Source organism: Paenibacillus sp. J22R160 (assembly GCF_059692135.1).
In genome coordinates, this window is record NZ_JCAUAU010000006.1 from 68327 (window position 1) to 94860 (window position 26534).

General features: G+C 48.2%; 21 protein-coding genes. 5 read left to right on the forward strand and 16 right to left on the reverse strand.

The window, feature by feature from the left end:
- Positions 1–208 precede the first annotated feature (208 nt).
- The 16 genes from AC58UW_RS15710 to arfA all read right to left on the reverse strand — a co-directional run bounded on the left by AC58UW_RS15710 (position 209) and on the right by arfA (position 21139).
- Positions 209–883, reverse strand: a complete 675-nt coding sequence (locus AC58UW_RS15710) for an MgtC/SapB family protein (RefSeq protein ID WP_497421779.1) — start codon at positions 881–883, stop codon at positions 209–211.
- A gap of 951 nt (positions 884–1834) precedes the next feature.
- Positions 1835–2524, reverse strand: a complete 690-nt coding sequence (locus tag AC58UW_RS15715) for a response regulator transcription factor (RefSeq protein WP_497421587.1) — start codon at positions 2522–2524, stop codon at positions 1835–1837.
- Complete coding sequence (locus AC58UW_RS15720) at positions 2521–3996, reverse strand: sensor histidine kinase (RefSeq protein ID WP_497421588.1); 1476 nt, start codon at positions 3994–3996, stop codon at positions 2521–2523. The genes AC58UW_RS15715 and AC58UW_RS15720 overlap by 4 nt, the downstream gene beginning before the upstream one ends.
- Positions 3997–4001: 5 nt before the next feature.
- A complete protein-coding gene (locus AC58UW_RS15725; RefSeq protein WP_497421589.1) occupies positions 4002–4751 on the reverse strand; it encodes a DUF2705 family protein in 750 nt (249 codons plus the stop codon).
- Entirely contained in the window at positions 4744–5481 is a 738-nt protein-coding gene (locus tag AC58UW_RS15730; RefSeq protein ID WP_497421590.1) for an ABC transporter ATP-binding protein, read from the reverse strand. Before AC58UW_RS15730 ends, AC58UW_RS15725 begins: the two co-directional genes overlap by 8 nt.
- A 65-nt stretch (positions 5482–5546) precedes the next feature.
- Entirely contained in the window at positions 5547–6470 is a 924-nt protein-coding gene (locus AC58UW_RS15735; RefSeq protein WP_497421591.1) for a hypothetical protein, read from the reverse strand.
- Positions 6471–7492: 1022 nt separating this feature from the next.
- Positions 7493–8653 carry a Ger(x)C family spore germination protein gene (locus tag AC58UW_RS15740; RefSeq protein WP_497421592.1) on the reverse strand — a complete coding sequence of 387 codons (1161 nt, stop codon included), beginning with the start codon at positions 8651–8653 and terminating at the stop codon, positions 7493–7495.
- On the reverse strand, positions 8650–10101 hold the full coding sequence (locus AC58UW_RS15745) for a spore germination protein (RefSeq protein WP_497421593.1): 1452 nt from the start codon (positions 10099–10101) through the stop codon (positions 8650–8652). Before AC58UW_RS15745 ends, AC58UW_RS15740 begins: the two co-directional genes overlap by 4 nt.
- Positions 10098–11195 (reverse strand): endospore germination permease, encoded by a 1098-nt coding sequence (locus AC58UW_RS15750; RefSeq protein WP_497421594.1) that lies wholly within the window; start codon positions 11193–11195, stop codon positions 10098–10100. The genes AC58UW_RS15745 and AC58UW_RS15750 overlap by 4 nt, the downstream gene beginning before the upstream one ends.
- A gap of 307 nt (positions 11196–11502) precedes the next feature.
- A complete protein-coding gene (gene helD, locus AC58UW_RS15755; protein ID WP_497421595.1) occupies positions 11503–13797 on the reverse strand; it encodes an RNA polymerase recycling motor HelD in 2295 nt (764 codons plus the stop codon).
- Positions 13798–13813: 16 nt separating this feature from the next.
- Complete coding sequence (locus tag AC58UW_RS15760; RefSeq protein ID WP_497421596.1) at positions 13814–14785, reverse strand: ABC transporter ATP-binding protein; 972 nt, start codon at positions 14783–14785, stop codon at positions 13814–13816.
- 32 nt (positions 14786–14817) lie between these two features.
- The gene (locus AC58UW_RS15765; RefSeq protein WP_497421597.1) at positions 14818–15609 is read right to left on the reverse strand and encodes an ABC transporter permease; all 792 of its coding nucleotides are present in this window, start codon (positions 15607–15609) and stop codon (positions 14818–14820) included.
- Complete coding sequence (locus AC58UW_RS15770; RefSeq protein WP_497421598.1) at positions 15606–16382, reverse strand: ABC transporter permease; 777 nt, start codon at positions 16380–16382, stop codon at positions 15606–15608. Before AC58UW_RS15770 ends, AC58UW_RS15765 begins: the two co-directional genes overlap by 4 nt.
- 541 nt (positions 16383–16923) lie before the next feature.
- Complete coding sequence (locus AC58UW_RS15775) at positions 16924–18951, reverse strand: LTA synthase family protein (protein WP_497421599.1); 2028 nt, start codon at positions 18949–18951, stop codon at positions 16924–16926.
- Between the two features lie 97 nt (positions 18952–19048).
- Positions 19049–19378 carry a c-type cytochrome gene (locus tag AC58UW_RS15780; RefSeq protein ID WP_497421600.1) on the reverse strand — a complete coding sequence of 110 codons (330 nt, stop codon included), beginning with the start codon at positions 19376–19378 and terminating at the stop codon, positions 19049–19051.
- A 243-nt stretch (positions 19379–19621) separates the two neighbouring features.
- Positions 19622–21139, reverse strand: a complete 1518-nt coding sequence (gene arfA / locus AC58UW_RS15785; RefSeq protein WP_497421601.1) for an arabinosylfuranosidase ArfA — start codon at positions 21137–21139, stop codon at positions 19622–19624.
- Between the two features lie 166 nt (positions 21140–21305).
- Here arfA and AC58UW_RS15790 point away from each other — a divergent pair, with 166 nt between their 5' ends.
- From AC58UW_RS15790 to AC58UW_RS15810, 5 genes are all read left to right on the forward strand, one after another.
- Positions 21306–22211 carry an ArsR/SmtB family transcription factor gene (locus AC58UW_RS15790; protein WP_497421602.1) on the forward strand — a complete coding sequence of 302 codons (906 nt, stop codon included), beginning with the start codon at positions 21306–21308 and terminating at the stop codon, positions 22209–22211.
- Between the two features lie 609 nt (positions 22212–22820).
- Positions 22821–24020: an MFS transporter gene (locus AC58UW_RS15795; RefSeq protein WP_497421603.1), complete on the forward strand. Its 1200-nt coding sequence runs from the start codon at positions 22821–22823 to the stop codon at positions 24018–24020.
- A 42-nt stretch (positions 24021–24062) separates the two neighbouring features.
- Entirely contained in the window at positions 24063–24743 is a 681-nt protein-coding gene (locus AC58UW_RS15800; RefSeq protein ID WP_497421604.1) for a TIGR00266 family protein, read from the forward strand.
- 203 nt (positions 24744–24946) lie between these two features.
- A complete protein-coding gene (locus AC58UW_RS15805; protein ID WP_497421605.1) occupies positions 24947–25696 on the forward strand; it encodes an IclR family transcriptional regulator in 750 nt (249 codons plus the stop codon).
- 16 nt (positions 25697–25712) lie between these two features.
- The gene (locus AC58UW_RS15810; protein ID WP_497421606.1) at positions 25713–26486 is read left to right on the forward strand and encodes an SDR family NAD(P)-dependent oxidoreductase; all 774 of its coding nucleotides are present in this window, start codon (positions 25713–25715) and stop codon (positions 26484–26486) included.
- The last annotated feature ends 48 nt before the right edge of the window (positions 26487–26534 follow it).

The window sequence follows — 26534 nt, forward strand, 5'->3', positions numbered from 1 at the left end:
CATCGTGCAACCATTTTAGCCGAAATCACCCCATTCTCAGCCATTTGTCTGATAACGTTGTATGTTGTACAACGAACTACCCATCAGGCAGCAAAAATCTCCTCTTTCGCTGCACAAAATGCAACGAAGCATCCATCACAGCCAATTTAAGCTCCTAATAAAAAGGATCGGAACGCAGCTACTCATGCCGCTGCTCCAATCCCTACCTCTACAAAGTCTCTACTTCGGCCATTTCAATATACGCCATGCTCTTTAACTCTTCATATACTTCTGAAGCGTACTTACGGTCAATGAAAACGATGAAATTGAGTTCCTGCAGCTCCTGGCTCAACTCTTTTATGTGTACGCTTTTCATTCTATATCCTCTAGCAATAATGTCCTTGATGATATTCGTTAAACTACCCTCATGCGACACGATGAGCTTGACTCGCAAATCTTTCATTAGCAGCGGTCTTGGCCCCATTTTCTTAATATAGTACGGCAATACCACGACACTCACCATAATTAGCAGCAGTCCCACAAACGCTTCAACAAAAAAACCTGCGCCAATGGCAATTCCTAACCCAGCTGCTCCCCAGATCATCGCCGCCGTCGTTAATCCTATAATGACATCATTATGCTTCCGAAGAATGACCCCTGCGCCAAGAAATCCGATCCCGCTAACTACCTGCGCCGCAAGCCGCATAGGATCCATAACATGAAGCCCGGGAACTGCATATTTATTCGCAGATTCAATAGATACAATTGTCAGCAAGCAACTACTTAGACAAATGACTAGAGAGGTTTTGAGTCCAAGCGGTTTATTTCTGATTTCTCGTTCTAGACCAATTATTAAACCAAAAATAGCTGCGATTCCTAGCTTTATTAAGTCATGTATATCCACAGTCACCATCATCGTTGTTGTCTCCCCTATGTTAGATAACCTTTACAATATATTAACATTAACGATGTGTATATAAACAGAGATGAATGAATTGCTTTTTTAGGTAGAAAAATACAAAAAACCTTCTAGAGCTGTTCACTCTGGCAGGCTTCTTTTAAATGCTTAATTTACAAGTATCAGATACATTATCTTCTTTTCATAGAAACCGATACAAACATACTTAATAGAATCGCTGGAACAAAAATGACAGACACCGTGAACCAGCTCCAGTCAAACGTCCCCCGTAAAAGCATGGATATAACCGTAACTATAGTGAAAAATACTAAAAATATTAAGAACCGTATTCCAGTTTTCTTATCCAAGCCTTATCTTAGATTTTTTTTGGTGAAGTATACTATGGAAATAGTAGTAGATGCAATGAGTGCACCTATCCATCCAATAGTTGGAGCGTACTCAACGTAGTTTTTACCGTACAGAGCAAACAGCATAAAGACTATGTTACATGCCATAACAGAAATGACTAATCGGTTATTTTTCATCTAATTCTCCTATGCGGTATGAACAATCAGCGACCAAAAGTACCAACGTTGTTTTTTACAATCTACTTTTTCTTTATTTCTGAATTAGTAGAAACGAGCATAACAATCATGCAAACGAGAACGAAAATGGCGAAGTACCAGTGCCTATAATAGAGCTGAAAGGCCAGCGGAGGAAGGCCAAATAATAGAATCATTGCATTAATCAGGATTTTCATGGGGATGATTGTCTCCTTTGTTTGACCGTACGCTATTTTTCAATTCCCTCTCGAATGGAGTTTTTTACAAATTATTACTTTTATGAGTAATTCTATAGTGTATACAGTGACTTGGCAAGCATTCACAACTAAGTCATAGGGTTTAGCCAAAAACAAAAAAAGCCCGTCCAGAGTATCCACTCTTTCCAGGCTTCACTTTATATTCGGAACCGATATCCCGCACCCCAAATCGTCTCAATATACTGCGGATTCGAAGGATCTTGCTCAATCTTCTCACGCAGCTTCCGGATATGCACCGTGACTGTCGCGATTTCGCCCATGGCATCCATCCCCCAGAGGAGATCGAACAACTGCTCTTTGCTGTACACTCGATTGGGATTCATCGCCAAATGCGTGAGCAGGTCGAATTCTTTCGTCGTAAACACAACCTCCCGCTCATTTACAAAAACGCGGCGCGCTGTTTTATCAATCATCAAGCCGCGAATACGGACCTCGTCGTTCTTCGCTTCACGCCGCCCCATCAGCCTTTCGTACCGGGCAAGATGTGCTTTGACCCTTGCCACCAGCTCGCTGGGACTGAAGGGTTTGATCATGTAGTCGTCGGCGCCGAGGCCTAAGCCGCGGATTTTATCGATGTCTTCCTTTTTAGCGGAAACCATTAGAATCGGAATGTCCTTCTCGCTGCGAACGCGCCGACAAATCTCGAAACCGTCCATCTTCGGCAGCATTAAGTCGAGAATGATGAGGTCATACTCCTTTGAGAGCGCAAGCTGCAGCCCTTTGTCTCCGCTATTCTCGATATCCACTTCATAACCGCTGATCTCTAGGTAGTCCCGCTCCAGCTCGGCGATGCTTTGTTCATCCTCAATGATCAAAATCCGGTTCATCCTTGATTCTCCTCCTGCTTGTTAAGCGGTAATGCCATATAGACGGTTGTTCCCTGTCCAATCATACTCGTTGCGCCAATACGACCGCCGTGCTCTTCCATGATTTGTTTGGCTATCGCAAGGCCCAGCCCGCTTCCTCCGGTCGCGGTGTTGCGCGAAGGATCTGCCCGGTAAAACCGGTCAAATATATGAGGCAGCGCCTCCTCCGATATGCCTTGACCGGAATCTTTTATTTGAATGACGGCGTTGCCGTCGATTTCTCTGAGTGTTAGGGTGATGCGGCAATTGCCTTCATCACTGTATTTGATTGCATTTTCGATGATGTTCAGCAGCACGCGGCGCAGCTTATCACGGTCTGCTGTTACAAGAAGAGGCTCCTTTGGCAGCTCGGTAAGCTTGAAATGAACACCTTTTTTCTCCATATCGAACTGTAACTCTTGCGCGCAATCCTGTACATACTGACCTAGATCCACGGTTTCGAACTGAAACGGAACTTTGCCCAGATCCAGCTTGGAAAATAAAAACAGCTCATCAATCAGCCGATCCATATCCGCCGCTTTGGTGTAAATGGTTCGAATATATTTCTCCAGCTTATCCGGAGAGTTCGTGACGCCGTCCATAATGCCGTGGGCATATCCTTTAATGGCCGTAACCGGTGTCTTCAGATCATGCGAAATGTTAGAAATAAGCTCTTTGCGGTTTTCTTCATACTGAAGCTGAAGGTCAACGGATTTCTTGAGTTTGCGCCTCATTTCTTCAAAAGCTCTGCTGAGCTCGCCGATTTCATCATCGGATTGCTGCACGACTTCAAAATCCAGATTGCCTTCTTTGATCTCCTCCGCCGCTCGTTTGAGCGCCTTAAGAGGTTTAATTATGCTGCGTGAAACGAAGAATGTCAGTACGCCATTCGTACCAACGAGGATGAGGATAAACGTCAAAATAACCGCTTTTGAAAACTGATGCAAATATTTCTGAAATGGACCTCCATCCAAAAATACAAAGACGGACCCTTTACTATGATCCGAAAACAGAAAATCCTGCTGCCTAGTTATCCACAGAGAACCTTGATTGCGCTGAAATTGGCCGGATGAGGTGCCGTAAGAGGGAAGCTTGGAGCTGTTCTGCGCCTCCCCTTCTTTCAGGTAAGGAGAACTATAAGTGATTTCTTTATCCTTGCGGATGATAATGCCCATATTGATTTTATGAAAACGATCCTCCAAGTCCTGAATAAACACGGGATCGAGAAAAACATCGGGTTCGGTTTCCGTTTTCGCTTTCATGTAAGCGACATTTTCGAGTTCTTGTTCAACGACGCGTTTGATCGGATTTCCCTGCGAGAAATCAACCTGAAAGCCGGACTTCAGATTGCCGAACGTTGCGATGGAGATTAGGATCACGGCTAGCCCCGAAAGGACGAGAGGTACAAGCAGCATGGCGATATATGAGAGTACCAGCCGTAAGCGAATCGACATCGTGTTCAGATCTCCTTTTTATCAAACAAATAAAAACCTGCTGTAAAAAACAATATACTACACGCTATCAAAAACATAAAGATGCTGCTCACCTTGCCAAGCGCCATGCCGCTTCCAATCCAAAGCATATGCCAGTCTGTGTAGGCCGTCGGCGAGTACGTGGCGATTTGTGGGATAAAGAAGGCGGCCACTTTAAACGCCAAATATAGAAGTATGCTCACGGTCAATGCCGAGGAGGAGCTGGAGAAGAACTGTGCCAGAAACACAGCGGCGATGCTGAGCACAAGCAGTGGCAGAAAGGCCGCGCCATACGCGAGGAGCCAGGTCACAATCGTCCCAAAGCCGCCAAAATGCTGGAAAAACAGCGCTGAGATGACGGAAGCCAGTAAGCCGGCAACTAGGTACAGTGCAATAAATACACCAAGCGCAATCTGCTTGGAAGCGAACACTTTGAAACGCGTAATAGGCCGCGTCAATGTGTTCTTCATCGTGCGGTCACCCATCTCGCCGGAGAATACGTCCGCTGCGCCCATGAAAACGAACAACGGTAGAAAAATACTCGTGAGCAGCCCCAGCATAATGATGGGAAAATCCTGCGAGGCAATCGCTCCGATTCCGATACCGCTTTGGAACTGGGACAGCAGCAGTCCTGCTAGGAGTGGAAGCAGTAACGTAACTACGAGGAAAAAGATCGTTTTTTTCTTGGACGTGATTTTGATTGTTTCGTTCCAGACATTGGCTGTAAGGCTATGCATGTGCAGCGAGCCTCCTTACTTCTTTAATTTCGCGCAGATACGCTTCTTCCAGCGTCGCGCTTCCTTTGGCTATCTCCGATACGAGCCCCTCGCGGACAAGACGTCCTTGATGAATGATACCCATGCGGTTGCACATCAGCTCCATTTCATGGATGAGATGGCTGGAGATCAGGAACGTGATGCGCTCTTCTCGCGCCAGGTGCATAATAATCTCGCGGATATGAACCATCCCCTCGATATCCAGGCCATTCGTCGGCTCGTCGAGTATGAGCAGCTCTGGCTTCGACAGCATGGCTGCCGCGAGTCCTAGCCGCTGCTTCATGCCTAGCGAGTAGCCCGCTACCTTTTCCTGCTGAAAAGGGGTAAGTCCGACGATCTCCAAGACTTCGTCTATGCGCTGCTTTCCGATGCCTGGGTAAAATCTCGCAGCCAGCTCCAAATTCCGTCTGCCGCTCATATAGGAGTACGCTTCGGCGGTTTCGATCAGCACGCCTACTTTGGCCATCGCCTGCTCGTAGTGCGTTGACACCGGATGACCAAAGAGCTTCACTTCCCCTTGCTGCGCTTTGATTAGCCCGGTCATGATCTTCATGACGGTCGTCTTCCCGGCGCCGTTCGGTCCGAAGAACCCATAGATGTCGCCTTGCTGCACGGTCATGTTCACTTCGTGGATGCCGCGCAAGTTATTGTAAATTTTCGTGAGATGATTGATTTCTACGACTGGTTTCATGCATTAGCCGCCTTTCAAGGGAATAAGGAGGTGGGTGTTTCCCCCTGCCTCCTTCCTTTTTCTCCTTAGTTTCTGTGATGGGATTTCTCAGGGTCAATCTTTACGGTTTCCAGCTGCTTCCCTGTCAAATCTAACGTGTCCGGTGTTGTCGAGTTCAGGCTGGACAGTGTCATATCCACACTCAATACGACGTTGTGTGCTGTACCTTGTGCGTCTTTACCGGAAATATGAATTTGTGCGGTTTGATTAGTGATATGATTATCGCTGTCTACGCTGGCGTTCACTTCCACTTCATCCATTTTGATGTCGGAAGTTAAATGAGGCAGACTGTTTTTGAGTGTCGTCACGTCAACACCAAACGTATCTGCCTTGGACGGCATTGGGCGTTGATTGTTCTCCATCGCACCATGCTTAATGGCAAGTGAGCCGATCGTGTTGACAACCGGAGAAATTTGGCTGCCTGACAATTTGAAATGAATCTCCTTCACGTTGCCTGCGGCTTCATCCATGGTGACATAGTTTTTGAGGTTGCCGACGAGTGCGTCGACCACATTTTCAACTTCGCTAACGACTTGGGAATCTGGTGGATGCGCTGCGCCTTCACGATCTTTGAATTTGCCGCCCAGGCCCTCTCCTTCCAATACTTTGTAAACATCAGAATCGTCTGTTTTTATAATTTGTTTGCCGTCTTGGTTGTAGAAATGAATGGTTTGTTCGTCCGTGCCGTTATTCACGGTCACTTCTGCGCTTCCTGCGTGATTCTCGCCGCTGCTTTTAATCGTGGACTTTACGCCTAGCAATTGAGCTCCGTTATCCTGCAGTGTCACGTTCACTTGGCGTGTTACATTGTGTACGGTTGCCGTTTGTTTCACGGCTGATTTAAACGTCTCATACCCGGGCGCATCGCCCACACCAGCGTATACCGACGTTACCAGCATCATGCTGCCTACCGCCACGCCTACTCCCATCATCGCTAACTTCTTATTCATACCTTTTTGCCTCCGCGTCTTCTAACGCTCTATCTAATTTGGATGCGTTCCTCGCTTCCATGTAATCATCTTAACCCTCCGATCTTAATTGCCACTAAAACACCTATTAACCTCGCCTAAAACAATTCTTAAATATTTCTAAACTGGTCGGGAGGTGCTAGAGTGCGCGGAGTGTGGCTCTGATGGTGCGAATGGATGCGGCGAGTGTGACTTGTGATAGTGCGAATGGGCGCGGCGCGGCGCGAGTGACTTGTGATAGTGCGAATGGGCGGCGCGGCGAGAGGGCCTTGTGATAGTGCGAATAGGTGCTGTGCGGGGAGTTACAAACTTGGTAATTACTAAACTACCTGTAAAAAGTACATCAAAATTAGGCTCCTCACCACCGCTTGGGCGAAGATCATGTAAATTGTACAGCAAATTTCACGAAAATCCCTCATCTGCCGCATAGTCTCGATGATTTGATGTACTTTATGCAGGATGATCTCTCAAATCCTCATAAATACGGATATTTGCTGCACTTTTTGCAGGTTCACCCTATCGGTGACTTGTTGTGCTGCGAATGGGTGCGGCACGGCGAGTGTGGCTCTGATGGCGCGAATGGATGCGGCGGGAGTAACTTGTGATAGTGCGAATAGGTGCGGGAGCGGCGAGAGGGACTTGTGATAGTGCGAATGGGCGCGGCACGGCGAGTGTGACTTGTGATAGTGCGAATAGGTGCTGTGCGGGGAGACAAAGTTGGTAATTACTAACTACCTGTAAAAAGTACATCAAAATTAGGCTCCTCACTACCGCTTGGGCGAAGATCATGTAAATTGTACAGCAAATTTCACGAAAATCCCTCATCTGCCGCATAGTCTCGATGATTTGATGTACTTTATGCAGGATGATCTCTCAAATCCTCATAAATACGGATATTTACTGCACTTTTTGCAGGTTCACCCTCTCGCCTTCTGGCGAGTACCTCCCCACGCATTTTACACAAATAAAAAGAAGGAAGCATCGAGCTTCCCCCGCCAATTACGTCAGTACTGCTGATCTTTAACCCTCTCTCTCAGCATGCCGGAATGGGTCAGTCGAACGTCCACTTGAACATCCCCTAACTGATACCCTTCAAGCGGCTGCTTACCGTTCGAGGTCAAGCTAGCCCACTGCTTGAAATCCTGCTTATATAAGGTATGTTCCAGCTGATAGATATCAACACCTTGGCCCTTGCCCTGTTTGAACGTTTCCTCGATTTCTTCTATGATCTGCTTTTCAATTTGTTTTCGTATAGTATCCTCATCTATTGTTTCCTGAGATTCAATCGTGATCGCCTTGCATTTCATATGAACATCAAAAATCAGATTACCGCCATTACGCAGTGTAATATGGGGTTTTGGTCTTTGAATAGAAACCGTTCGAACGGGCTTCCCATTGATATGGACGACTAATGGCGAACGAGCGGTACTTTTCTCCATCCACCGGTCACCTTTAAACTGATTATCTGAAAACCATTCGACCCGATTATTTTTTCCTAAAGCATAAACACCGCTAACTTCTAATTTAGGATCGGGCTTCTGATTTTTCTTCCAGGCATCGTCTCGAATGCTCAAAGTCGGCATCATCAAGGTATAGCCAGGTTCACGAAGCAAAGCGGCAGCCCTGTACAATCGGAATGGACGTATAAAGGAAAATTGGCGATAATTTTCAACTGGATTCATCAATATGGAAGCCATTGGAGAGACATTAAAAAAAGGAACAACTGAGAAAATGGCTTCAATTGACTCATCTGTACTATATATCCATTGCGTAAATCTTGTTTCACTGTATCGAACAGATCCGTCCATAAACTTACTAATCCCTTGCTTCAGAGCCTCGCTGGAAAACAAATAGGCGCTGACATGTCCCCAAAAGACGCGCTGTTGCGTCGTTTTGTACAAGCGATTGAAAGCCTCATTCACGGTGGCTCCCTCTTCACGGCCTACCCAAATCTGCGGCGGCTGCCCGGCTTTGCCCCCCTCCTGTTTCGCGACGGAGCTGAAATCCAACATCTGCGCATAGACGATGTAATGCCCTTTTTGGAAATCGAAGCCTATCGCTGTAAAGTAATTCGTGTCTTGGATCGTTTTCATATCCCAGCAGCCTGTCTGACTGAAGAGAATCAGCACGCCAACCATCATCCGTCCTACTCGCTTCATGATCATTGAGGATCCTCACTCTGACGTGTGTCGTCCTTCGGGCTTAGCATCTTAGGTCTACTCTTCATACTGCCGAAAGGCTTGGCGAAAATCGCAGGAATCATTTCCCTAAACCGAGGCGGCGACAAAGGCGACAAGTACGGAACACCGAAAGATTCCAAGGTCGACATGTATAAAATAAGCCCGATCAGTGACACCATGAACCCGTAGATCCCAAAAATCGTCGATTCCAATAAGATAAGGACCCGTAATAAAGTCACGATCCCAGCAAGTGTCTGGTTCACGAGGGTATACATGGCTATGGTCGATATCGAGGTTATGACAAGGGTCGTCGGGCTGGTGATACCAGAGCGAATCGCCGCATCGCCAACAATCAGTCCTCCAACAACGGTAACGGTTTGTCCGACGACTTTAGGCAGCCTCGCGCCAGCTTCTCGAAACAATTCAAACAGCAGCAGCATAATGATAAAATCCATTGGACCCGATAACGGTAATCCCAGTCTGGATGACGAGATGGTAGCGACTAAAGAAAAAGGAATTTGATCGAGATTAAAAGCTGAAAGCGAGATCCAGAAACCAGGAAGAAACGTGGCAACGATCAAGCCCCCCAAACGAAGCACTCGTTCGAACGCTACATAATAAAAAGGAGAGTGAACATCTTCTGGCGATTTTAAAATAAACATCAAATTTGCTGGAGCGATGAGGGCCATTGGTGAACCGTCGACAATAACGACGAAACGACCGCGCAGCAAGCTATCCGCTACAAAATCAGGTCTACCCGCATAATCCAGCAGGGGGAAGAAATTGTACTTTTGCTCCGTTAACAATTCCTCGAGCTGCGCGCTGGAAATTAATGCGTCCACATCAATGTTCTGCAGCCGGCGTCTAGCATCCTGAAGGATATCCGAATCGATGACGTCATCGATATACATAAGAGCTACCGTGGTATGACTTCGCTTGCCGATTTGCATTTTTTCACAACAAAGACTGCGGGTTAACAGCCTCTTGCGAATCAACGCTATATTGGTTACGATGCTTTCCGTGAACCCGTCCCTTGGCCCTTTGATAGAGGTCTCTGTATTGGACTCTTCTGGTGAGCGATTGGGCGGATTGGACAAATCGAGCCCAAAGAGGCGCTGCTGCTCTTCAAAGTACATAACCAGATACCCAGAATATACATTGACCGTCATCGTTTCAATAACGTCAGGTCCGGTTATCTCCTGCATTTGAAGCAGTGTAGGGAGCGTGAACTCGGACATGTCCCTCTCCTGCCGATGTGAGATGACACGCTGAAGGTTAGGGAGTACACGCTGTTCAATATGATCCTTATTAATCATACCGTCGCAATATATTAGCAGGATCTTCTTACTGACATCTCCCTCTGATAACGGGTACTCCTTGATGATGACATCAGCCGACGAGGCAAACCAATCTCGCAAATCTTGCTCATTCACTTCATCACCTTCTCCTTGCGCCTTATCGGCAGAATGGTCAGTACAAGCAGGACAACGAGCAATCCTGCACCTGTAACAAACATCATGGGATAATACCAGTCTTGGATAAAATTCACCATTTGATTGTCCGTGACCGGCAGCAGGCACATCGTGACGAAAAATAGACTCAGCCCGATTAAAAGCAGTGTCCGGGTACGTTTCTTTTTGATCATCAACACATCAATCGAGAGAAACATCAGCATGGACATGCGGATACACGCGCCCGATATCCACTGGAAAATGGATAAGAAATCCAGGTGGGAAATATATTTCCCAAGTGTCGCCATGCGCCATTGTTCAAAAGCAGGATACCTTAATTCATCTGCTTCAAACGGCCCAAAAATCGCAATAGCCCCAATTAAAGGCCCGACAGTTAGACCCACTAAGCAAGCCCCAACAATGAGTAAGGCTGGTAGCCGAATGCGGGTATCTGCATGATGCTGAAGGAAAACAATACTTAACAGCTCAAAAGAAGAACCGCTAGTTAAATACATCGATTTCAGCGCTGGTCCGTATCCATGGGTAAATAAGGGCGTAAGCAAGCTGTAGTCTTTGTATTGAAAATTTACGCCCATCACAAAGTAGCCTAGCAATACAACCACGGGGAGCAAAATACCCGAGGTTATCGCGATGGCCCGCATCCCTTCACGGGCGGCAAAAAAACAGAAAACCATAAACGCCAACGAGATCATAATCGGCGGGGTGCGCGGCAAATAGGAGATGTGCGTCCATGTCACCATATCCTGCATGGTAATGGTCGCATGCGTCATGGCAATGCCAATGACGACCACTTTTAGAAGGAATACAACGAACTTCCCATATCTCTGTCCGATCCATAGCAGTAAATTCTGTTGATTAGAGCGTTTGATCACGATATACATGAGACATACCCACATTAATGTAGGCAGGATAGATAGGCCCGCACCCACCCAAGAATCACGTTTGCCGATATGCAGCAGCACAGGGATTAGGAGCACATGATTCGTTATGGCAATTGAAATAATGATGACGTAATACAACTGAAGCGCAGTAATTTTTTTAGAACTTGCAGCCATAAGGTAATCTCCCACTTTGGTATTAGGTGGAAACTTTTTTATTTGTTAAGTTTTCCAATCCAGGTGGAATTCATGCAAACAAAAAGCCGCCCCTCGATTTCTCGAAGGGCGGTATATGACTTTATCCTAATAGAATGTTGCGAGAATGATAACCAACAGAATGTACAGTACCAGAACAACAGCTGCGCTAGAGTATCCAACTCCTGACATCGCGACATCCTCCCCTCTGCCCGTTGATAACGCCTCATCTTGTGTTATTGCCTGATATATCCTATGTCGGGCAGGGCGAATGGGTATGGACGAATGTCTACCTTTGCGGGAGAAAAGGAGTCAATTCACCTAGATAGCAGACATCCAGGTGATGCAGCGCACGGGTGCAAGCCGTGTAAAACAGCTTGCGCTCCTTCGCTTCCGCGTAAACAGCCGCCCCGGCATCGTAGAGGATCACGGCGTCGAACTCGAGCCCTTTGGCGAGGTACGCCGGCATGATCATGACGCCTGCTTCATAGTGCAGCGTCTCCTTCGTGATCCGCGTGAGGCCCGGCAGCAGCGCCGTAAGGGCTGCGTGCGCGGCTTCCGTCTCGCGCTCGGTCTTGCACAGGATCGCGACGGAGCTAGCGCCGCCGTGCTGACGGGTCAGCGCGGTATCCGCCACCAACCGGCCGAGCTCGGTCGCGTTCGCCGCGCGCAGAAGACGCGGCTCCTCGCCGCTGCGGCTGAACGGCTCGATCGGCTCGCCGAACGGGAGCACGCGGCTAGCGAACAGGACGATTTCGCGCGTCGAGCGGTAGCTCTTGACGAGGCGGATCGTCTCCGTCTCCTCCTCTTTCATCAGCTCGCTGATCGAGCTGTACTCGTTCTTAGGGCCGTCCGCGTCGCTTGCTGCGTTCGCGTGCGTGAATATCCCTTGGTTCCAGTCGCCAAGCAGGGTAAACCGGGCGCGCGGGAACAGCTTCTTGAGATACGCATAGTGGAACGGCGAGTAGTCCTGCGCCTCATCCACCAGACAGTAGCGAATCGTTCCAACGCGCAGCTGCCCTTCAACAAGTCCCTTCAGATACACAAGCGGTGTCGCATCCTCATAGTGCAAGATCCCTTGTTCCAATGCAGCCGATGTGAAAGAGCTGATGCTATCCCAAGTCTCGGGAAGCTGCTGACCAGCCTGCGCGGTCAGCTCCTGATGCAGCTCCTTGTTCGTATACAGATCACGATACATGCCAAGTACGTCAACATAAGTAAGGTTGCGCGCCTTCTCCTTAAGCGGAGCGATCGCTTTGTGAGCTTTCATTTTGCTCATTTTCTTCATCTCGGGTTCCGTACCCACATATTTGGGCTCACGCACCATTTTGCGATAGAAACGTTTCTGCGCATCCGCTTGAATCTCATCCAGTTTCTCCAGCATCCACTCGGACAATTGCTCCATACGTTCTCCGAGCGCGAGAATAGAAGTTTTGCTGTAGAAACGTTCGCTGAGCTCTTCAGCCGTGATCAGCACTTTCTTGCCAACCGACAGATCAACGAAGCGGATACCGCTATGCTTCAGCTTCTCGCCATAAGCCTCAATGACGCTGAGGAAGGCTGCCGATGTCTTGTACGGTATGCTTTGCAGCCGTGCTTTATAGGCAGGATCTTGCTCCGTGCCAGTCAGAATGAATTCCAGCTGATCGTAGGGATCTTCGAGCTTTAACCCTGAATCGCTTAATTTATGGGTTAAATAATCTTGAAAGGTCGTCTGCTGCATAGTCGCCTCGCCCAGCTCCGGAAGCACGTGCGAGACGTAATCGCTGAACAGCGAGTTCGGCGAGAACAAAATCATATTATCGGCGCTGAGCGTCGTCCGATATTTGTAGAGCAAATACGCGATGCGCTGCAGCGCGACCGAGGTTTTACCGCTGCCGGCTGCTCCTTGCACGACAAGCACCTTGTGCCGGTCATCGCGGATGATCTGATTCTGCTCGCGCTGAATCGTCGTCACGATGCTGTGCATTTTCTCGTCGGCGCTGCGGCTGAGCATCTTCTGCAGCATCTCGTCGCCGATGGAGATTCCAGTGTCGAACACATCCTGCAGCTCACCAGCCTTGATGATGTACTGGCGCTTGAGCAGCAGCTCACCGCTGACATCCATCTCAGGCGTGTGATACGTCGCCGGTCCCGGCGGGTAATCGTAGAATAGGCTGGCTATCGGTGCGCGCCAGTCATATATGAGAATTTCATCCGTCTCCGGATCAATGAAGGAAGTGAGACCGATGTAAATCTTCTCGCGCTCCTGCTCGCCGCGTTCCTGGAAATCAATGCGCGCGAAATACGGCGCATCAACAACGCGCTGTAGCTTGTAAAGCGCATCCTGCGCCACCTGAAAACTGCGCTTCTGACCCATCAGCACATGCTCCTGCTGGGCCATACTCGCTGCTGTCTCGATCACGTCGTCCGCATTGTCCGCATTGACGGAGATATCATCCCAGAAGCTGCGTCCAATCTCCGTTACTTCCGAGCGGCGCTGATCTACCGTCTCCCCTAGGTCAATAATTCGCTCTTTAATTTGGGAGCGTACAGAAGCAACACGCCGATCTTCCCGCTCCCGCTCATCTTTATCAATTGGCATTTATTCTCCCTCCTGCCTATTTGTATACCCCGTGGATGACTTCTTCAAACTCAGGCTCTTCCATATGTACATCGTCCATATCTCCCCAAAGGCTGACAATCCGCAGCACGTCCATCGCTTTCAGCTCTTGGCGGTTGCAGGCAACCGTCAGCACGTTGGCCTCCTGCTCCACTACGCGGAACGGCAGCTCCCAGCTCTCTGGCACAGTGATCTCCCCTCGATACGTGATCTTCATCATCGTTGGCAAACCGATTCTGTCTCGCAGTGTATCCAGCGAGCCGTCATATCCGATCTGACCGTGATTAATCACGATCACCCTTTTACATAACTGCTCAATATCATCCATGTCATGTGTCGTCAGCAAAATCGTTTTCCCAAACTCCTGATTTAACGTCTGTAAGAAGCTGCGCATGTTCTTTTTAGCCACAACGTCCAATCCAATTGTAGGTTCATCAAGGAACAGAATATCCGGATCGTGCAGCATGGATGCCGCCAAATCAGCCCGCATCCGCTGACCGAGTGAAAGCTTGCGTACGGGCATATCCATCAACTCTTTGAGCTCCAGGAGTTCATTCAACTCGTCTAACCTGCGGCGTGAGGTGCTCTCCTCCACGCGATACATCGCTGTTAGAATTTCATAGGAATCCTTAACTGGCAAATCCCACCATAGCTGGCTGCGCTGCCCGAACACAACGCCAAGCTTGCCTACGACGCGCCTTCGGTGCTTTTGCGGACTTAAGCCATGGATCAGCACCTCGCCCGATGTTGGATGCAGGATGCCGGTCAGCATCTTGATTGTCGTTGATTTTCCCGCTCCATTAGGTCCAATATACCCGACGAACTCGCCGGATTCAATCTCAAAGCTGAGATCTCGTACAGCTTCCTTCTCTTTATAGGCCCGCGAGAACAAGGTGCGGACACCTGAAAATCTACCTTCTTGGACGATGGGGGTTTGAAAGGTTTTGCGCAAATTCGTGACCGTTATCATGTTGATGCCATCCCTCCTTTTTATTAACGACATTAACTTCCTGTACTCTGATAGCGTGATAAGCCCAGTTTCCAAAACCGCATAGCCAGCCAGAGCGCTGCGCAAGCAACACCTATGGTTCCAAGCAGCATTCCGATCCCGCCTTCATGTCTCAGCAAATATAAAGTTGGTATATAATTCACGAAACCTACCGGTACAAGCACTAGAAGAGCGCCTTGCAGCCATTTCGGATATAACGTGAGCGGATAGCGAGCCGCCGTTTGAGAGGCGTCTTCCGTCATATTTTGTAAGGACTCGATGCGTGTCAGCCAAAAGCCCGCAGCTGCCGTAGCCAGCCCGATCGCGAATAAAATAACCGCTCCCGAACAGATAATTAATGCCGTTAACGGAATCGCCGACCACGCGATCTGCCCATTGGCCATAAGCGCTCGCATGGCAATGACTAGCAGGACGATACCCTGCCCGATCTCAGCGAAGAGGATCCGGGAGTTTTGTGTCATCAGCGCGAGCAGCACCGGGACTGGGCGCGTTAATAACGCATCCAGGTCACCGGATACGAGATATTTCTCCAAATGATGCACATCAGAAGCCAGCGTACGGTAAATCGCTTTCGAGATCATCATGACGCCATAGAGATAACAAACTTCATACAGCGTCCAACCCTTGATATTCCCGAAGCGCATCATCACCAACGCCACCATGAGAAATTCTGAAACTTGTATGCATGAGGCCATGGCCATTGTGAAAATAAAGTTAAACTTATACTGCATCCGGCTGCGCAAACTCGCCCTGATCAGTAGGAGATAGAGTTTAGCTGATATCATCCGCCTTGCACCTCCAGCTTTCTTCGCACCGCCTGCGTAACGGCCAGACAGACACAAGTAAACCCGATGCCCCAAAGAAGAGCTCCGAGCACAATCGTGCCTTGTTCATGCTGCAAGTAAATACGAGTCGGATAATAGAGAAGATACGGATAAGGCGTGTAACCACTTAGGGTGCGAAGCCAACCCGGCAGCCATTCGAGCGGAATGAAAAATCCGGAGAGCAGCATGCTGAAGGAGTAATTCAACCAGTAAAACCAACGGGATTCGGTGGTCCACAAGGCGGCAATGCCAATCAAATAGTTCATGCATATGGAGATATAAGCTGCTGCAACCAGCGCAATCGCTGTCCAGCCGTAAACCGAAGCCTTATGTGGAAGCTGTAAGGAGAAAATGAAAAAGTAGAGGACGTAAATCGGGATAAATTTATACAGAAACTGATACCATACCTGGCCCCATTCCCTGCTCATGGCTTGATAGAACAAGTGAACGGGTCTCATGAGATCAACTGCAATTTGACCTGTGCGTACCGACTGCTCGAGCCCTAGTCCGTTCGTCGTAAACTGTGTAATCCACAGGATCGCCTGGTTAAAGGCAATGTAGCCGACCATCCCTTTTGCTCCGTAGTCGCCGAGCGAGGAGTCGCTCCCGAGTCCAGACCAAATACTTGCATAAATGAAGCCAAATACTGCACTGACTGCGTTGTGGAGCAAATGCGAACCGCGATATTGCAAGTTCCTTGCGTATGCCTTGCGGGCTAAAACCGCGAAAAGCATCGTACACCTCCTATGTTTTTTCGTGCAAAAAAAACGATTTTCCACTGCAGCCGCAGCGTAGAGACGGAGTTTCATATTACCAAAATTCCCCTATGAATGGCAATGTTTTTTTTCTTACATAGAGGCTGTCCCGGAAATCATCAACGGAACGAGGATCAGCTTCACTTTTGAACGTAGGAGGCAGCCTCTTCAAATTAACTGGAAATACTACCGCTATATAGTCAAATAACGCAGTTAAGACATGAATAAAAGGAATTTCTCCTGTTAATGAGAAAGATTGAGCTAGGAAGCAGGGTTTCGAAGCAAATTAACGCCACTTTTTCCAGTTAACTGGATTACAAAATAAAGATTTGCTGAAATAACGGGAGGATTTCCCTTTAAAAATTGAATCAGCTTAGCGCAGCAACTGCAGTCTGGACCCGTCCATGGTGTACGGCGGAGGCACAGAACCATACCAACGTAGAAAAAGAAGCTCTCCCAAAAGTCAATAAATGACCGTGGGACAGCTTCTTTCATTGAACATATGGGACAGTCTCTAGTTTTACTGTACGCTCACAGGCTTAGCTTCCGGAGGACTGCTGCTCTCCCCCGTTGCCCGAAGCTTCGTATCAGGTTGATCAAACTCGGCATTATAACTTGGCTGTGATGACTTCGTTAAATAATCATGATCAACGTAACCGGCCAAATATTGCTTGCCGAAGAGGAGATCATATTGGACGTTCCTGTAATCGTCAATGAGTGTTTTGGCAGATTCAGGCGCCTGTGCATGAAGCGTTTGGTCTTGATCCACAACCAGATTGCTCAACAATCCGGGTACTTGCGCGGCTAGTTCCGCGTTAAGCGTGAAGTTCGCCGGTTTCTCCATATGCAGCATATCCAGCACGTGGGCGCCTAAGAAGGAATCGCTAAGCAGCGGAATATCCTGCTTGGGCATATCGAAATTCGACCAAGTGACCAGCGGAATGCTGTGCATTTTCTTCACTTCATCCAGCGACCAATTGTTGGCATTGCTCGTTGAGATGAACCCGGCTTCTTTGTACACTTGGTAGTCGAGGCCAAGCATCGGCAGATGGTCCCCGTAGAAGACGATCATCGTAGGTTCATCCGAATTTTGATAATGATCGATGAGCATTTGCAGACTTTGATCCGCATCATGCGCACCTTGCGTGTAAGTTTCCAAAATCGTTTTGGCCTGCGGCGTCAAATTGCCTTCCGCCTTGAACTGATTCTCACCGTACCGCGGATCATCATAAGGACCGTGATTTTGCATAGTAACCGTGTAGATAAACATAGGATCTTCTGTTTTATCTACTTCATCGATAATGTTTCGAGACACCTCAGCATCCGAGATGAAGTAACCCTTCGTTTCCGGATTCACGAAATGCTCGCTGCTTTTGAACGATTCAAATCCAAGCTGTTTATAGACGGAGTTACGATCCCAGAACCAGCCTTCATAGGAGTGAATCCCCATGCTTTTATAACCTTGGCCGGCAAAATAACTCGCTAAGCTAGGAACAGGCTTACTTACATACTGCTGATACGGGATAGATCCCCCCGGCAGGAAACTCATAGAATTACCCGTGAGTACTTCAAACTCTACGTTACTTGTTCCTCCACCGAATTGAGGAGACAACAGGTAACCGGAAGTCGACTCCTTCTGCAAACGGTGAATCGTAGGCAGCGGGTCCTCACTAAATGTTACATTTGGCAGTAAGGTTGGGTCCCAGAATGCCTCGCTCATAATGAAGATCACATTCGGCTTCTTCCCTTGCAGTGGATCGACGGACGCTTTTCTCATAGCCGGTTGTGTTTGGGAGACTTGCTCAATATTTGCAGCTACAGTCCCAATCGACTCATTGCTGTAGGTTTCCGGCTTTTGTACGATGGAATTTTTGACGTTGAGTGTAAAAGCGAGCGCTGTCCCATTATTCGCGTAATTCTCTTGCTGATTCCATACAATTTCGTTCACACCGATATGGTCCAGAATTTTACCGGCTAGCGGTGTTTTGATCCCAAAAGCATATAAGGCATAGAGCGAGAACAGCCCTAAACCAATTCTTGAGATAATAGGAATCGTGGCACGTGGAATAACCCATCTTAATGCAAGAACAACAAGAATCGAGACAATGATGGCTCCGATTCTTACCAGCGCGGCTTTACCCGTCACAAGCGAAGCGATATCCATACTTTCTTTGTTGAGCAAAATATCCCATGGGAAGAATGGCTCCCCAATCATTGTCACCTTCATGTAAGAAATTAAAGCCATAAGGCCAAGTAGTAAGGTCGAGATTGCTCCTGAGATCGCTAAGGACCCCACCACAGCATAAATAAAAATAAGTAAACAAAAGGTGATTCCTGCATTTAATAAAAAAAGCGATTGATTGGCTGTTATCCAGCTCATCGTATCATGCAGCGATCCGCGCTCGATTAGCTCCATGCCGGCCACTGATAATACGGGTAATAAAATTAAAAAAAGTACTAACGAAATCGTCGCACCCAGTCGTTGTGGTCTCATCTTCTTATTCGGCTTCTTGCGAAGACGGCTCCGGGGCTTCAAATTCAAGTGCATATTGCATCACTCTCCTCTTGCCCCTATTGTAAACCCCAATTGTGAAGAAAATATGTAGATAACCTTAAAGGAACCTTAGGATACCCATTTTTTCCCTCTACTTAAGACCTGACAACCATGCTGCTAACGCCTTTAACTCTTCTTCTTTGAGAGCAACTTGGAACGGCGGCATCCCGCCACCACCCTTTTGTATCCGCTTTATGATCTCATCTTCCGTCAAACGTTCTCCGACCTTTTGAATATTCGGGCCCTCTCCGCCCTGTAATTGATTACCATGACAAGAGATACAAAAGTTTTGATAAACCTTATGCGGATCGGTTTGTGCAGGCGTTGTCTGCGCGTTGTTTTGTTGTTTATTTCCATTTCCGCAGGCAGTCAGCCCCAAAGCTAAAATGATCATGCTCATCAGCAGCAGCTTTATTTTCATACAGGAAACTCCTTAAAGAAATATTTCCCTCCATCATACCAGAGCTTGGACTGCAAAATAAAGAATTCTCCAAGCCTGAAGGACTTCCGCTGAGCTGCTTGGTGATAGTATGTGACGCGTAAGGATGATTTATTTTGTTAAGAAGATGTAAAAAACACTTAAAAAGAACAATATAAAGACATGGCAGAAGCAGTTGCTTCTTACCATGCCTACTTTTACAAAGCTGTTAACCAGCCTATGAACTTAAGCCAATTTCAAACGAATAACATTCCAAGATGCTTTTCCAAGTGTTGCGTGAATTTGACCATTCGTATCCACTGCTGCATTGCCGCCGTTGTGCGGTTTGACACGATCCTGAGCGTCTATCGTATTCGCGGCTTTCAAATCGTCACTCTCCAGCACGATATGCTGGGTAACCTGGCATGCGCCGAAGCTGCGAAGATCCAACTGCAGCGGAAGCGCCTCCGCCAAATGACGGTTAACCGCGAAGATCGTTACTTCCGACTTCTCTTCGTTATGAACAGCAACAGCCTCCAAATAAGGTACATCGGTATAATCTTTGGCATCGTATTTGGGAGATTTAATGAGAGGCACAAGAACCGTTCCGCGCCCGAACAAGCTTGCGTGCATATAGGGATAGTAAATCGTTTGCTTCCAGGCTGCTCCGCCGTTAGCCGTCATAATTGGCGCAATAACGTTGACGAGTTGTGCTAAACAAGCCATTTTGACGCGATCGGCACGCTTTAGCATCGAAATCAGCATACAGCCTACGAGGAGCGCATCCTCATGATTATAACTATCTTCGAGCTGCGGCGGAGCGATGGACCAAGGTTCGATTTTGCGGTCAGCTTCGTTAGAGTGGTACCAGACATTCCATTCATCAAAGGAAAGGTTAATTTTCTTTTTGCCGCGTTTTTTGGCCTGAACATAGTCTGCTGTAGAGATTACGGTATTAATAAAGCGATCCATACCCATGGATTGTGCCAAGAAATTCGAAGAATCCTTATCGCGATTGCCGTAGTACTGATGCAGGGAGATATAATCAACATGGTTATAGGTATGCTCAAGGACAGTCGCTTCCCAATCGGGGAAGGTCGCCATCGTCAAACTCGAGCTGCCGCATGCCACTAGCTCAATCGTAGGATCAACCCACTTCATAACTTTAGCTGTTTCGCAGGCTATGCGCCCGTATTCCGCAGCTGTTTTGGCTCCAATTTGCCATGGACCGTCCATTTCGTTGCCTAAGCACCAGGTTTTGATGTTATGAGGCGCCTTGTACCCGTGGGAGATCCGCAAATCGCTCCAGTATGTACCGCCTGTGATATTGGAATATTCAATAAGATCTCTGGCCTCATCCGGTCCGCGAGTCCCTAGGTTTACCGCCATCATCGCCTCGGTGTTCGCTTTGCGGCACCAATCCATGAATTCGTTGAGTCCTACCAAGTTAGGCTCAATCGTACGCCAAGCGAGATCTAACCTTTTCTTACGCTGCTCTATCGGTCCAATCCCATCCTCCCAATTGTAACCGGATACAAAGTTGCCGCCCGGGTAGCGTACGATAGGCACATCCAGCCCTTTGACTAGTTCCATTACGTCTGCACGAAATCCTTGCTCATCAGCCTGCGGATGTCCAGGTTCATAAATGCCCCCATATACAGCGCGTCCCAAATGCTCAATAAACGAGCCGTAAATACGGGAATCTACTTCTCCTATTGTAAAATCTTTGTCGACAATCATGCTTGCTTTCATAGACATTGCCATCACCTCATCGTATAATTAATATTAATATAAATCAGTTAATATAAATATTATGATATTGTTTCTATTAAACAATATTCAATGCTTGATTTCAAGCCTTTCTTTACGAAGGTTTTGGATTTATATTTATATGAATCAGTCAAAGTTAGGAATAGAGGAGATTTGTATCATGATACATGCGTCAACAGACCGCAAATGGCTGCCGCTCTATGAAGCTTTAGCCAGCGATGTGCGGCTTCAAATTTTGGATTTGCTTGCCGAGCAAGAGATGAATGTGAAGGAATTAGCCCAAACGCTAGGCTTAAGCAGCGCCATCGTAACGATGCATGTGAAGAAGCTCGAGGCCGGCGGCCTGATTCACACGGAGTTAGTACGTAAGCAAGGCGGCACGCATAAAATGTGCTCGCTTGCGGTTTCACGCGTCGAGATTCAGCTGCCGCAGCTGAGCGAGCCTAAGCGCGTGTTCGATGAGGTGTCTATTCCCATCGGACATTACACGCGCTTTGAAGTGCAGCCTACGTGCGGTCTCGCGACTGCCGATCATACGATCGGGCAGTACGACGATCCGCGCTACTTTTTAGAGCCTGAGCGGATGCATGCGAAGATTCTCTGGTTCGGGAGCGGCTTCGTGGAGTACCGCATCCCGAATTATTTGCTCCCCAGCCAGACGCTGGAGGAGATTGAGATTTCGCTGGAGCTTGGCTCGGAAGCGCCGGGCATTGCCGAGAATTGGCCATCGGACATTCATTTCTATGTCAACGACACCTTGCTCGGCTATTGGACAAGTCCCGGCGATTCGGGGCAGGGCCGCGGGCATTACACGCCTAGTTGGTGGCCGGACTCCATCAACCAATACGGCTGGTTGAAGGTGATTCGGATCACCGAACAGGGCACTTTCCTTGACGGGCAGCGGCTGTCGGGCGTCACGATCAAGGACATCCGCATGTCGCGCAACGAGTGGCTACTACGGATTGAAGTGCCGGAACATGCGGCGCATGTCGGCGGGCTTACGCTGTACGGTGAAGGCTTCGGCAACTACAACCGGGATATTATTTTTCGCACCTATCGGCGGTAGGAGCAGGTGTAAAGCGAAAACCACGGGCAACTGATTCTGTAAATCTCAAAGCATATACGGAGCTCTCTGGCAATACAGTAATGTAAATGACTGCGAGGTTTGATGCCAGAGGAACAAAATGCGCCAATACTAAGTGTCAAGTCTCATGATCATTCCCGCAGAACGGGGTAACCAAGTGGATAGAGGCTTACTTATAAGCAACGCCGATTTCTCCTGCTATTTTCTGAAATTGTTCTACTTTTTCTAATTAAACTGGATTTTCTACATCTAATTTTTCCATATTAACCAGATTTCAGGTAACTACCGACGCTTTAGCTGGAGTTTCTACTGCTATTTCATTTGCTGCCACCGAGCAGCGTAGATTAACGGTAGTTTCTCCATCTATTTCAGCTGAGGCGCCTTGATGGATCATTACTGAAAGGTGGAGCCTCTAGAATCACTTCCAAGGCTCATTTCATATTTAGGCGAGGCATTTTTGACCGCCCTAATTTCTAAATTTTTCAGTGGCTATCCGCTTCGGGATGGCTTTTTTTATTTTCCATCCCCCAATAAATGGTGTCGAAGTGAAGTATGCTATACTGGAAAAAAAAGATAAGGAGCCTCTCTCTAATGCCTGCACCTTTACATTGGAAAAAGTCACTATGGATATTATGGGGGGCTAACTTTTCCATCATGTGCGGAATGAACCTTATTCTTCCGTTTCTGCCCCTATACGTTGAACATCTTGGGGTTCACGAGGTAGGCGATGTCGTGCGTTGGACAGGGTGGATCGTTGCCGCCCAGTTTATCACGTCGTTTCTTACACAACCTCTCTGGGGAGCCATCGCGGATCGCCGCGGCCGCAAAATCATGCTGCTTCGAGCCGGCTTCGGCATGGCTATTGTGACTGCCTTGATGGGGATTGTCACGGAGCCCTGGCAGCTGCTTGCGCTTCGGCTGTTGAACGGTTTCTTCTCCGGCTTCATCTCCATGGCTGTCTCCCTGCAAGCATCGGTGACACCGAAGGAGCATTCCGGGAAGTCGCTCGGTACCTTGCAAACAGGATCAATCGCCGGATCGCTTATCGGCCCTTTGATCGGAGGGTTGCTTGCTGGTATGATCGGTTATAGCCATATCTTCTTTGTTACCGGCGGTCTCATGCTCTGCGCCAGTCTCATCGTGATGATTTTCATTCATGAGGAGCGCAAAGCCCCTGCTCAGAAAAAAGCGCGCCAGCGTACAGAATGGCGCCTATTTCGGCCTCTGCTGCCGGTCTTTGCCGCTTCGCTCATTACACAAATCGGCATGATGAGCATCGAGCCGATCGTGACGGTCTATGCCAAGACGATTTACTTCGGCAATCATTTGGAGCTGTTTGCCGGTCTAATCGTGGCGATTACTGGTATCGCCAACTTGTTCGGCGCGCCATCCTTAGGAAGACTGGGCGACCGTATCGGCCAACGCAAAACGCTGGTCATCGCCTTGTCGATGGCGGCACTTGCCTTCATTCCGCAGGCTTTCGCCACCAGCATTACCATGCTGCTGGTCGGAAGATTCCTGCTGGGGCTGTTCATCGGAGGCATGATTCCCTCCTTGAACGTACTGGTCTTGAAGCTGGCTCCCACTCAAATTCAAGGAACGGCCTACGGCTTTAACACCTCATCGCTGTTTCTCGGCAATCTGATCGGCCCTTTGCTGGGCAGTCATTTTGCAGCAGCATACGGGTTTAAATCGGTGTTCTATATCACAATGGGTATCCTGCTGCTCTGTGCTGGGTTCGTTTACTTGAATCGCAATTTAGAGACCTTGCGCCACTCGGATACGGCTTAACCATTTCTTATTCAAATTTTACTAGTTCATGGAGGATGATTTATGAAACACGAGATTTTATATAAAGGCGCATTTCCAATGCTGCGCGTGGAACTTGAAGCCGGAGAAAATATTAAGGCTGAGTCGGGAGCAATGGTCTCGATGTCGCCTAATATTGAGCTTAAAGGAACAGTTGATGGCGGCATTATGAAAGGTCTTGGCCGTATGCTGAGCGGCGAGAAGTTCTTCTTCCAAGAATTAACCCCAACGCGTGGCGGCGGCGAAGTACTATTGGCACCCGCGGTGATAGGCGACATTGAAGCTGTCGAGCTTGACGGATCGTACAAGCTGTATGTGCAAAAGGACGGCTTTCTTGCCGGAACATCCGGCATTCAAGTAAATACGAAAATGCAAAACCTGATGAGCGGCTTCATGTCCGGCGAAGGCTTCTTCATCGTTGAAATTAGCGGCAGAGGCACAGTTTTCCTCTCCTCCTACGGAGCTATTCATGCCATTAACCTTGCACCTGGGCAAGAGGTTGTCATTGATAACGGGCATCTGGTCGCATGGCCGGATTATACGCAGTATACAATTGAGAAGGCAGCCAAAGGCTGGCTCTCCAGCTTCACAAGCGGTGAAGGTGTCGTATGCCGCTTCCGCGGCGAAGGCGTTGTGCTTATTCAAACGAGAAATCCGCAAAGCTTTGGCGGATGGCTGAAGCAATTCATGCCTGGCGCTAGGTAGCGCTGGGTGTAAGCCTGATGTGCATAACAGGATGCTTATTTGCACGTTCACAAGAGACTATCCCTACGTCATTTTTATGACTTAGGAAAGTCTCTTTTTCATTCCTTTTACCCCCTCGTTTTTTCCACAGCCCTATGCTATGATAGTTTTAATTAGTAAACTAAGTTTTGTATATTAAACCAAATGAGCTGGGAGGTCCACGATTGGACGATAAATATCGCGTTCCAGCCATTGAGCGTGCGCACCTTATTCTCAAAGAAATCTCGCTGCAGCCCGGTCAGCTGAAACTCATCGATCTCTCGCGTTCGCTCAGCATTAACAAAAGCTCGATGTACTCGCTGCTTTTAACGCTGGAGAACCTAGGCTGGATCGAGAAGGATACCGGCGAAACATACCGCCTTGGACGCGAGCTCTCTCGTTTGGGCCATGCAGCTGTCCAGCATCGAGACTTGAACGAGTCCTTCCACAAGGAAGCTTCTCAAACCAAGCTCAAGCTGGGTGAATCGCTGCAATTAGCTAGACTGGATGGTAATGAAGTGCTCTACCTTGCCAAGGAGGAAGCGCTTACACCCGTTCGACTCGCCTCTGGACCAGGCATGCGCCTGCCTGCACATGCCACTGCACTCGGCAAGGTCATGCTGGCTGATCTTAGCGATGAGGAACTTGATCATCTCTACCGCGCAGATCAAGAACCATTTTCACAGTTGACTTCGCATTCCATCGTCTCCTTGAAAGACCTAACAAAAGACTTGGAGCAAATCCGCAAGCAAGGCTTCGCGCTCGATTTGGAGGAAGCCGTTATCGGATTCAACTGCGTCGCCGCTCCAATCCGCAATTCGCATGGGAAGGTCATCGCCGCTGTCAGCTGCTCTATGATGTTGCCTCAATGGCAGCAAAAGAAGCAGATCTGTATAGAAGAAGTTTGTAAGCTTGCTCATCAACTATCCGACTAGTAAAGGAGAATTGAACATGCGGTTACACAACAAAGTCATTCTCATCACAGGCGCAGCATCAGGTATTGGCAAAAGTACTGCTCTCTTATTTGGACGGGAAGGCGCCCAGGTCATCGTAAATGATCTCGATGAGACCAAAGGGATCGAGACAGTAAATGAAATTATTGAGGTTGGCGGGGCAGCCCGCTTCATTCAAGCGGACGTTACGCACTCTGACTCCGTCAAGGCGATGGTTGAACAAATTATTCAGGCCTACGGCCGAATTGACGTGCTTTTCAACAACGCAGGCATTAGCGGTGTAGGAGCGCTTCATGAGCTGGAACCTGAAGCGTGGGACCGCATCATGAGCATTAATGTGAAGGGTGTCTTCCTGCCTTCGAAGCACGTCCTTCCCTATATGATGGAACGCAAGTCGGGCTCAATTATTAACATGTCATCCTGTATTGCCGAAATTGGACTGGCCCGCCGTGCCTCTTATGCCGCAACCAAAGGCGCCGTTCTTGCCCTAACCAAATCCATGCAGGTGGACTATGCCTCATACGGTATACGGGTGAACGCCTTGCTGCCGGGAACGATCATGACTCCTTTCGTTGAAAATTACATACACACCTCTTATGATGATCCAGAAGCCGCTATCGCCTCTCTGAAAACCAGACAGCTCAGCAACGAAATGGGCCGTCCCGAAGATGTAGCTTCAGCCGCCTTGTTCCTTGCTTCTGATGATTCCAAGTTCATGATGGGCTCACCCTTATACATTGACGGCGGGGTAACTTTTGGCAAGAATGCTTAGCCTGTTCCTTATCAACTCTTCATATATAATTATTCAGGAGGTTTTCAA

Excerpts from the sequence above, each read along its gene's own strand:
- AC58UW_RS15715 (WP_497421587.1), bottom strand. The coding sequence starts at position 2,524 with ATGAACCGGATTTTGATCATTGAGGATGAACAAAGCATCGCCGAGCTG.
- AC58UW_RS15720 (WP_497421588.1), bottom strand. The coding sequence starts at position 3,996 with ATGTCGATTCGCTTACGGCTGGTACTCTCATATATCGCCATGCTGCTT.
- AC58UW_RS15725 (WP_497421589.1), bottom strand. The coding sequence starts at position 4,751 with ATGCATAGCCTTACAGCCAATGTCTGGAACGAAACAATCAAAATCACG.
- AC58UW_RS15730 (WP_497421590.1), bottom strand. The coding sequence starts at position 5,481 with ATGAAACCAGTCGTAGAAATCAATCATCTCACGAAAATTTACAATAAC.
- AC58UW_RS15735 (WP_497421591.1), bottom strand. The coding sequence starts at position 6,470 with ATGAATAAGAAGTTAGCGATGATGGGAGTAGGCGTGGCGGTAGGCAGC.
- AC58UW_RS15740 (WP_497421592.1), bottom strand. The coding sequence starts at position 8,653 with ATGATCATGAAGCGAGTAGGACGGATGATGGTTGGCGTGCTGATTCTC.
- AC58UW_RS15750 (WP_497421594.1), bottom strand. The coding sequence starts at position 11,195 with ATGGCTGCAAGTTCTAAAAAAATTACTGCGCTTCAGTTGTATTACGTC.
- helD (WP_497421595.1), bottom strand. The coding sequence starts at position 13,797 with ATGCCAATTGATAAAGATGAGCGGGAGCGGGAAGATCGGCGTGTTGCT.
- AC58UW_RS15760 (WP_497421596.1), bottom strand. The coding sequence starts at position 14,785 with ATGATAACGGTCACGAATTTGCGCAAAACCTTTCAAACCCCCATCGTC.
- AC58UW_RS15765 (WP_497421597.1), bottom strand. The coding sequence starts at position 15,609 with ATGATATCAGCTAAACTCTATCTCCTACTGATCAGGGCGAGTTTGCGC.
- AC58UW_RS15770 (WP_497421598.1), bottom strand. The coding sequence starts at position 16,382 with ATGCTTTTCGCGGTTTTAGCCCGCAAGGCATACGCAAGGAACTTGCAA.
- AC58UW_RS15775 (WP_497421599.1), bottom strand. The coding sequence starts at position 18,951 with ATGCACTTGAATTTGAAGCCCCGGAGCCGTCTTCGCAAGAAGCCGAAT.
- AC58UW_RS15780 (WP_497421600.1), bottom strand. The coding sequence starts at position 19,378 with ATGAAAATAAAGCTGCTGCTGATGAGCATGATCATTTTAGCTTTGGGG.
- arfA (WP_497421601.1), bottom strand. The coding sequence starts at position 21,139 with ATGGCAATGTCTATGAAAGCAAGCATGATTGTCGACAAAGATTTTACA.
- AC58UW_RS15790 (WP_497421602.1), top strand. The coding sequence starts at position 21,306 with ATGATACATGCGTCAACAGACCGCAAATGGCTGCCGCTCTATGAAGCT.
- AC58UW_RS15795 (WP_497421603.1), top strand. The coding sequence starts at position 22,821 with ATGCCTGCACCTTTACATTGGAAAAAGTCACTATGGATATTATGGGGG.
- AC58UW_RS15800 (WP_497421604.1), top strand. The coding sequence starts at position 24,063 with ATGAAACACGAGATTTTATATAAAGGCGCATTTCCAATGCTGCGCGTG.
- AC58UW_RS15810 (WP_497421606.1), top strand. The coding sequence starts at position 25,713 with ATGCGGTTACACAACAAAGTCATTCTCATCACAGGCGCAGCATCAGGT.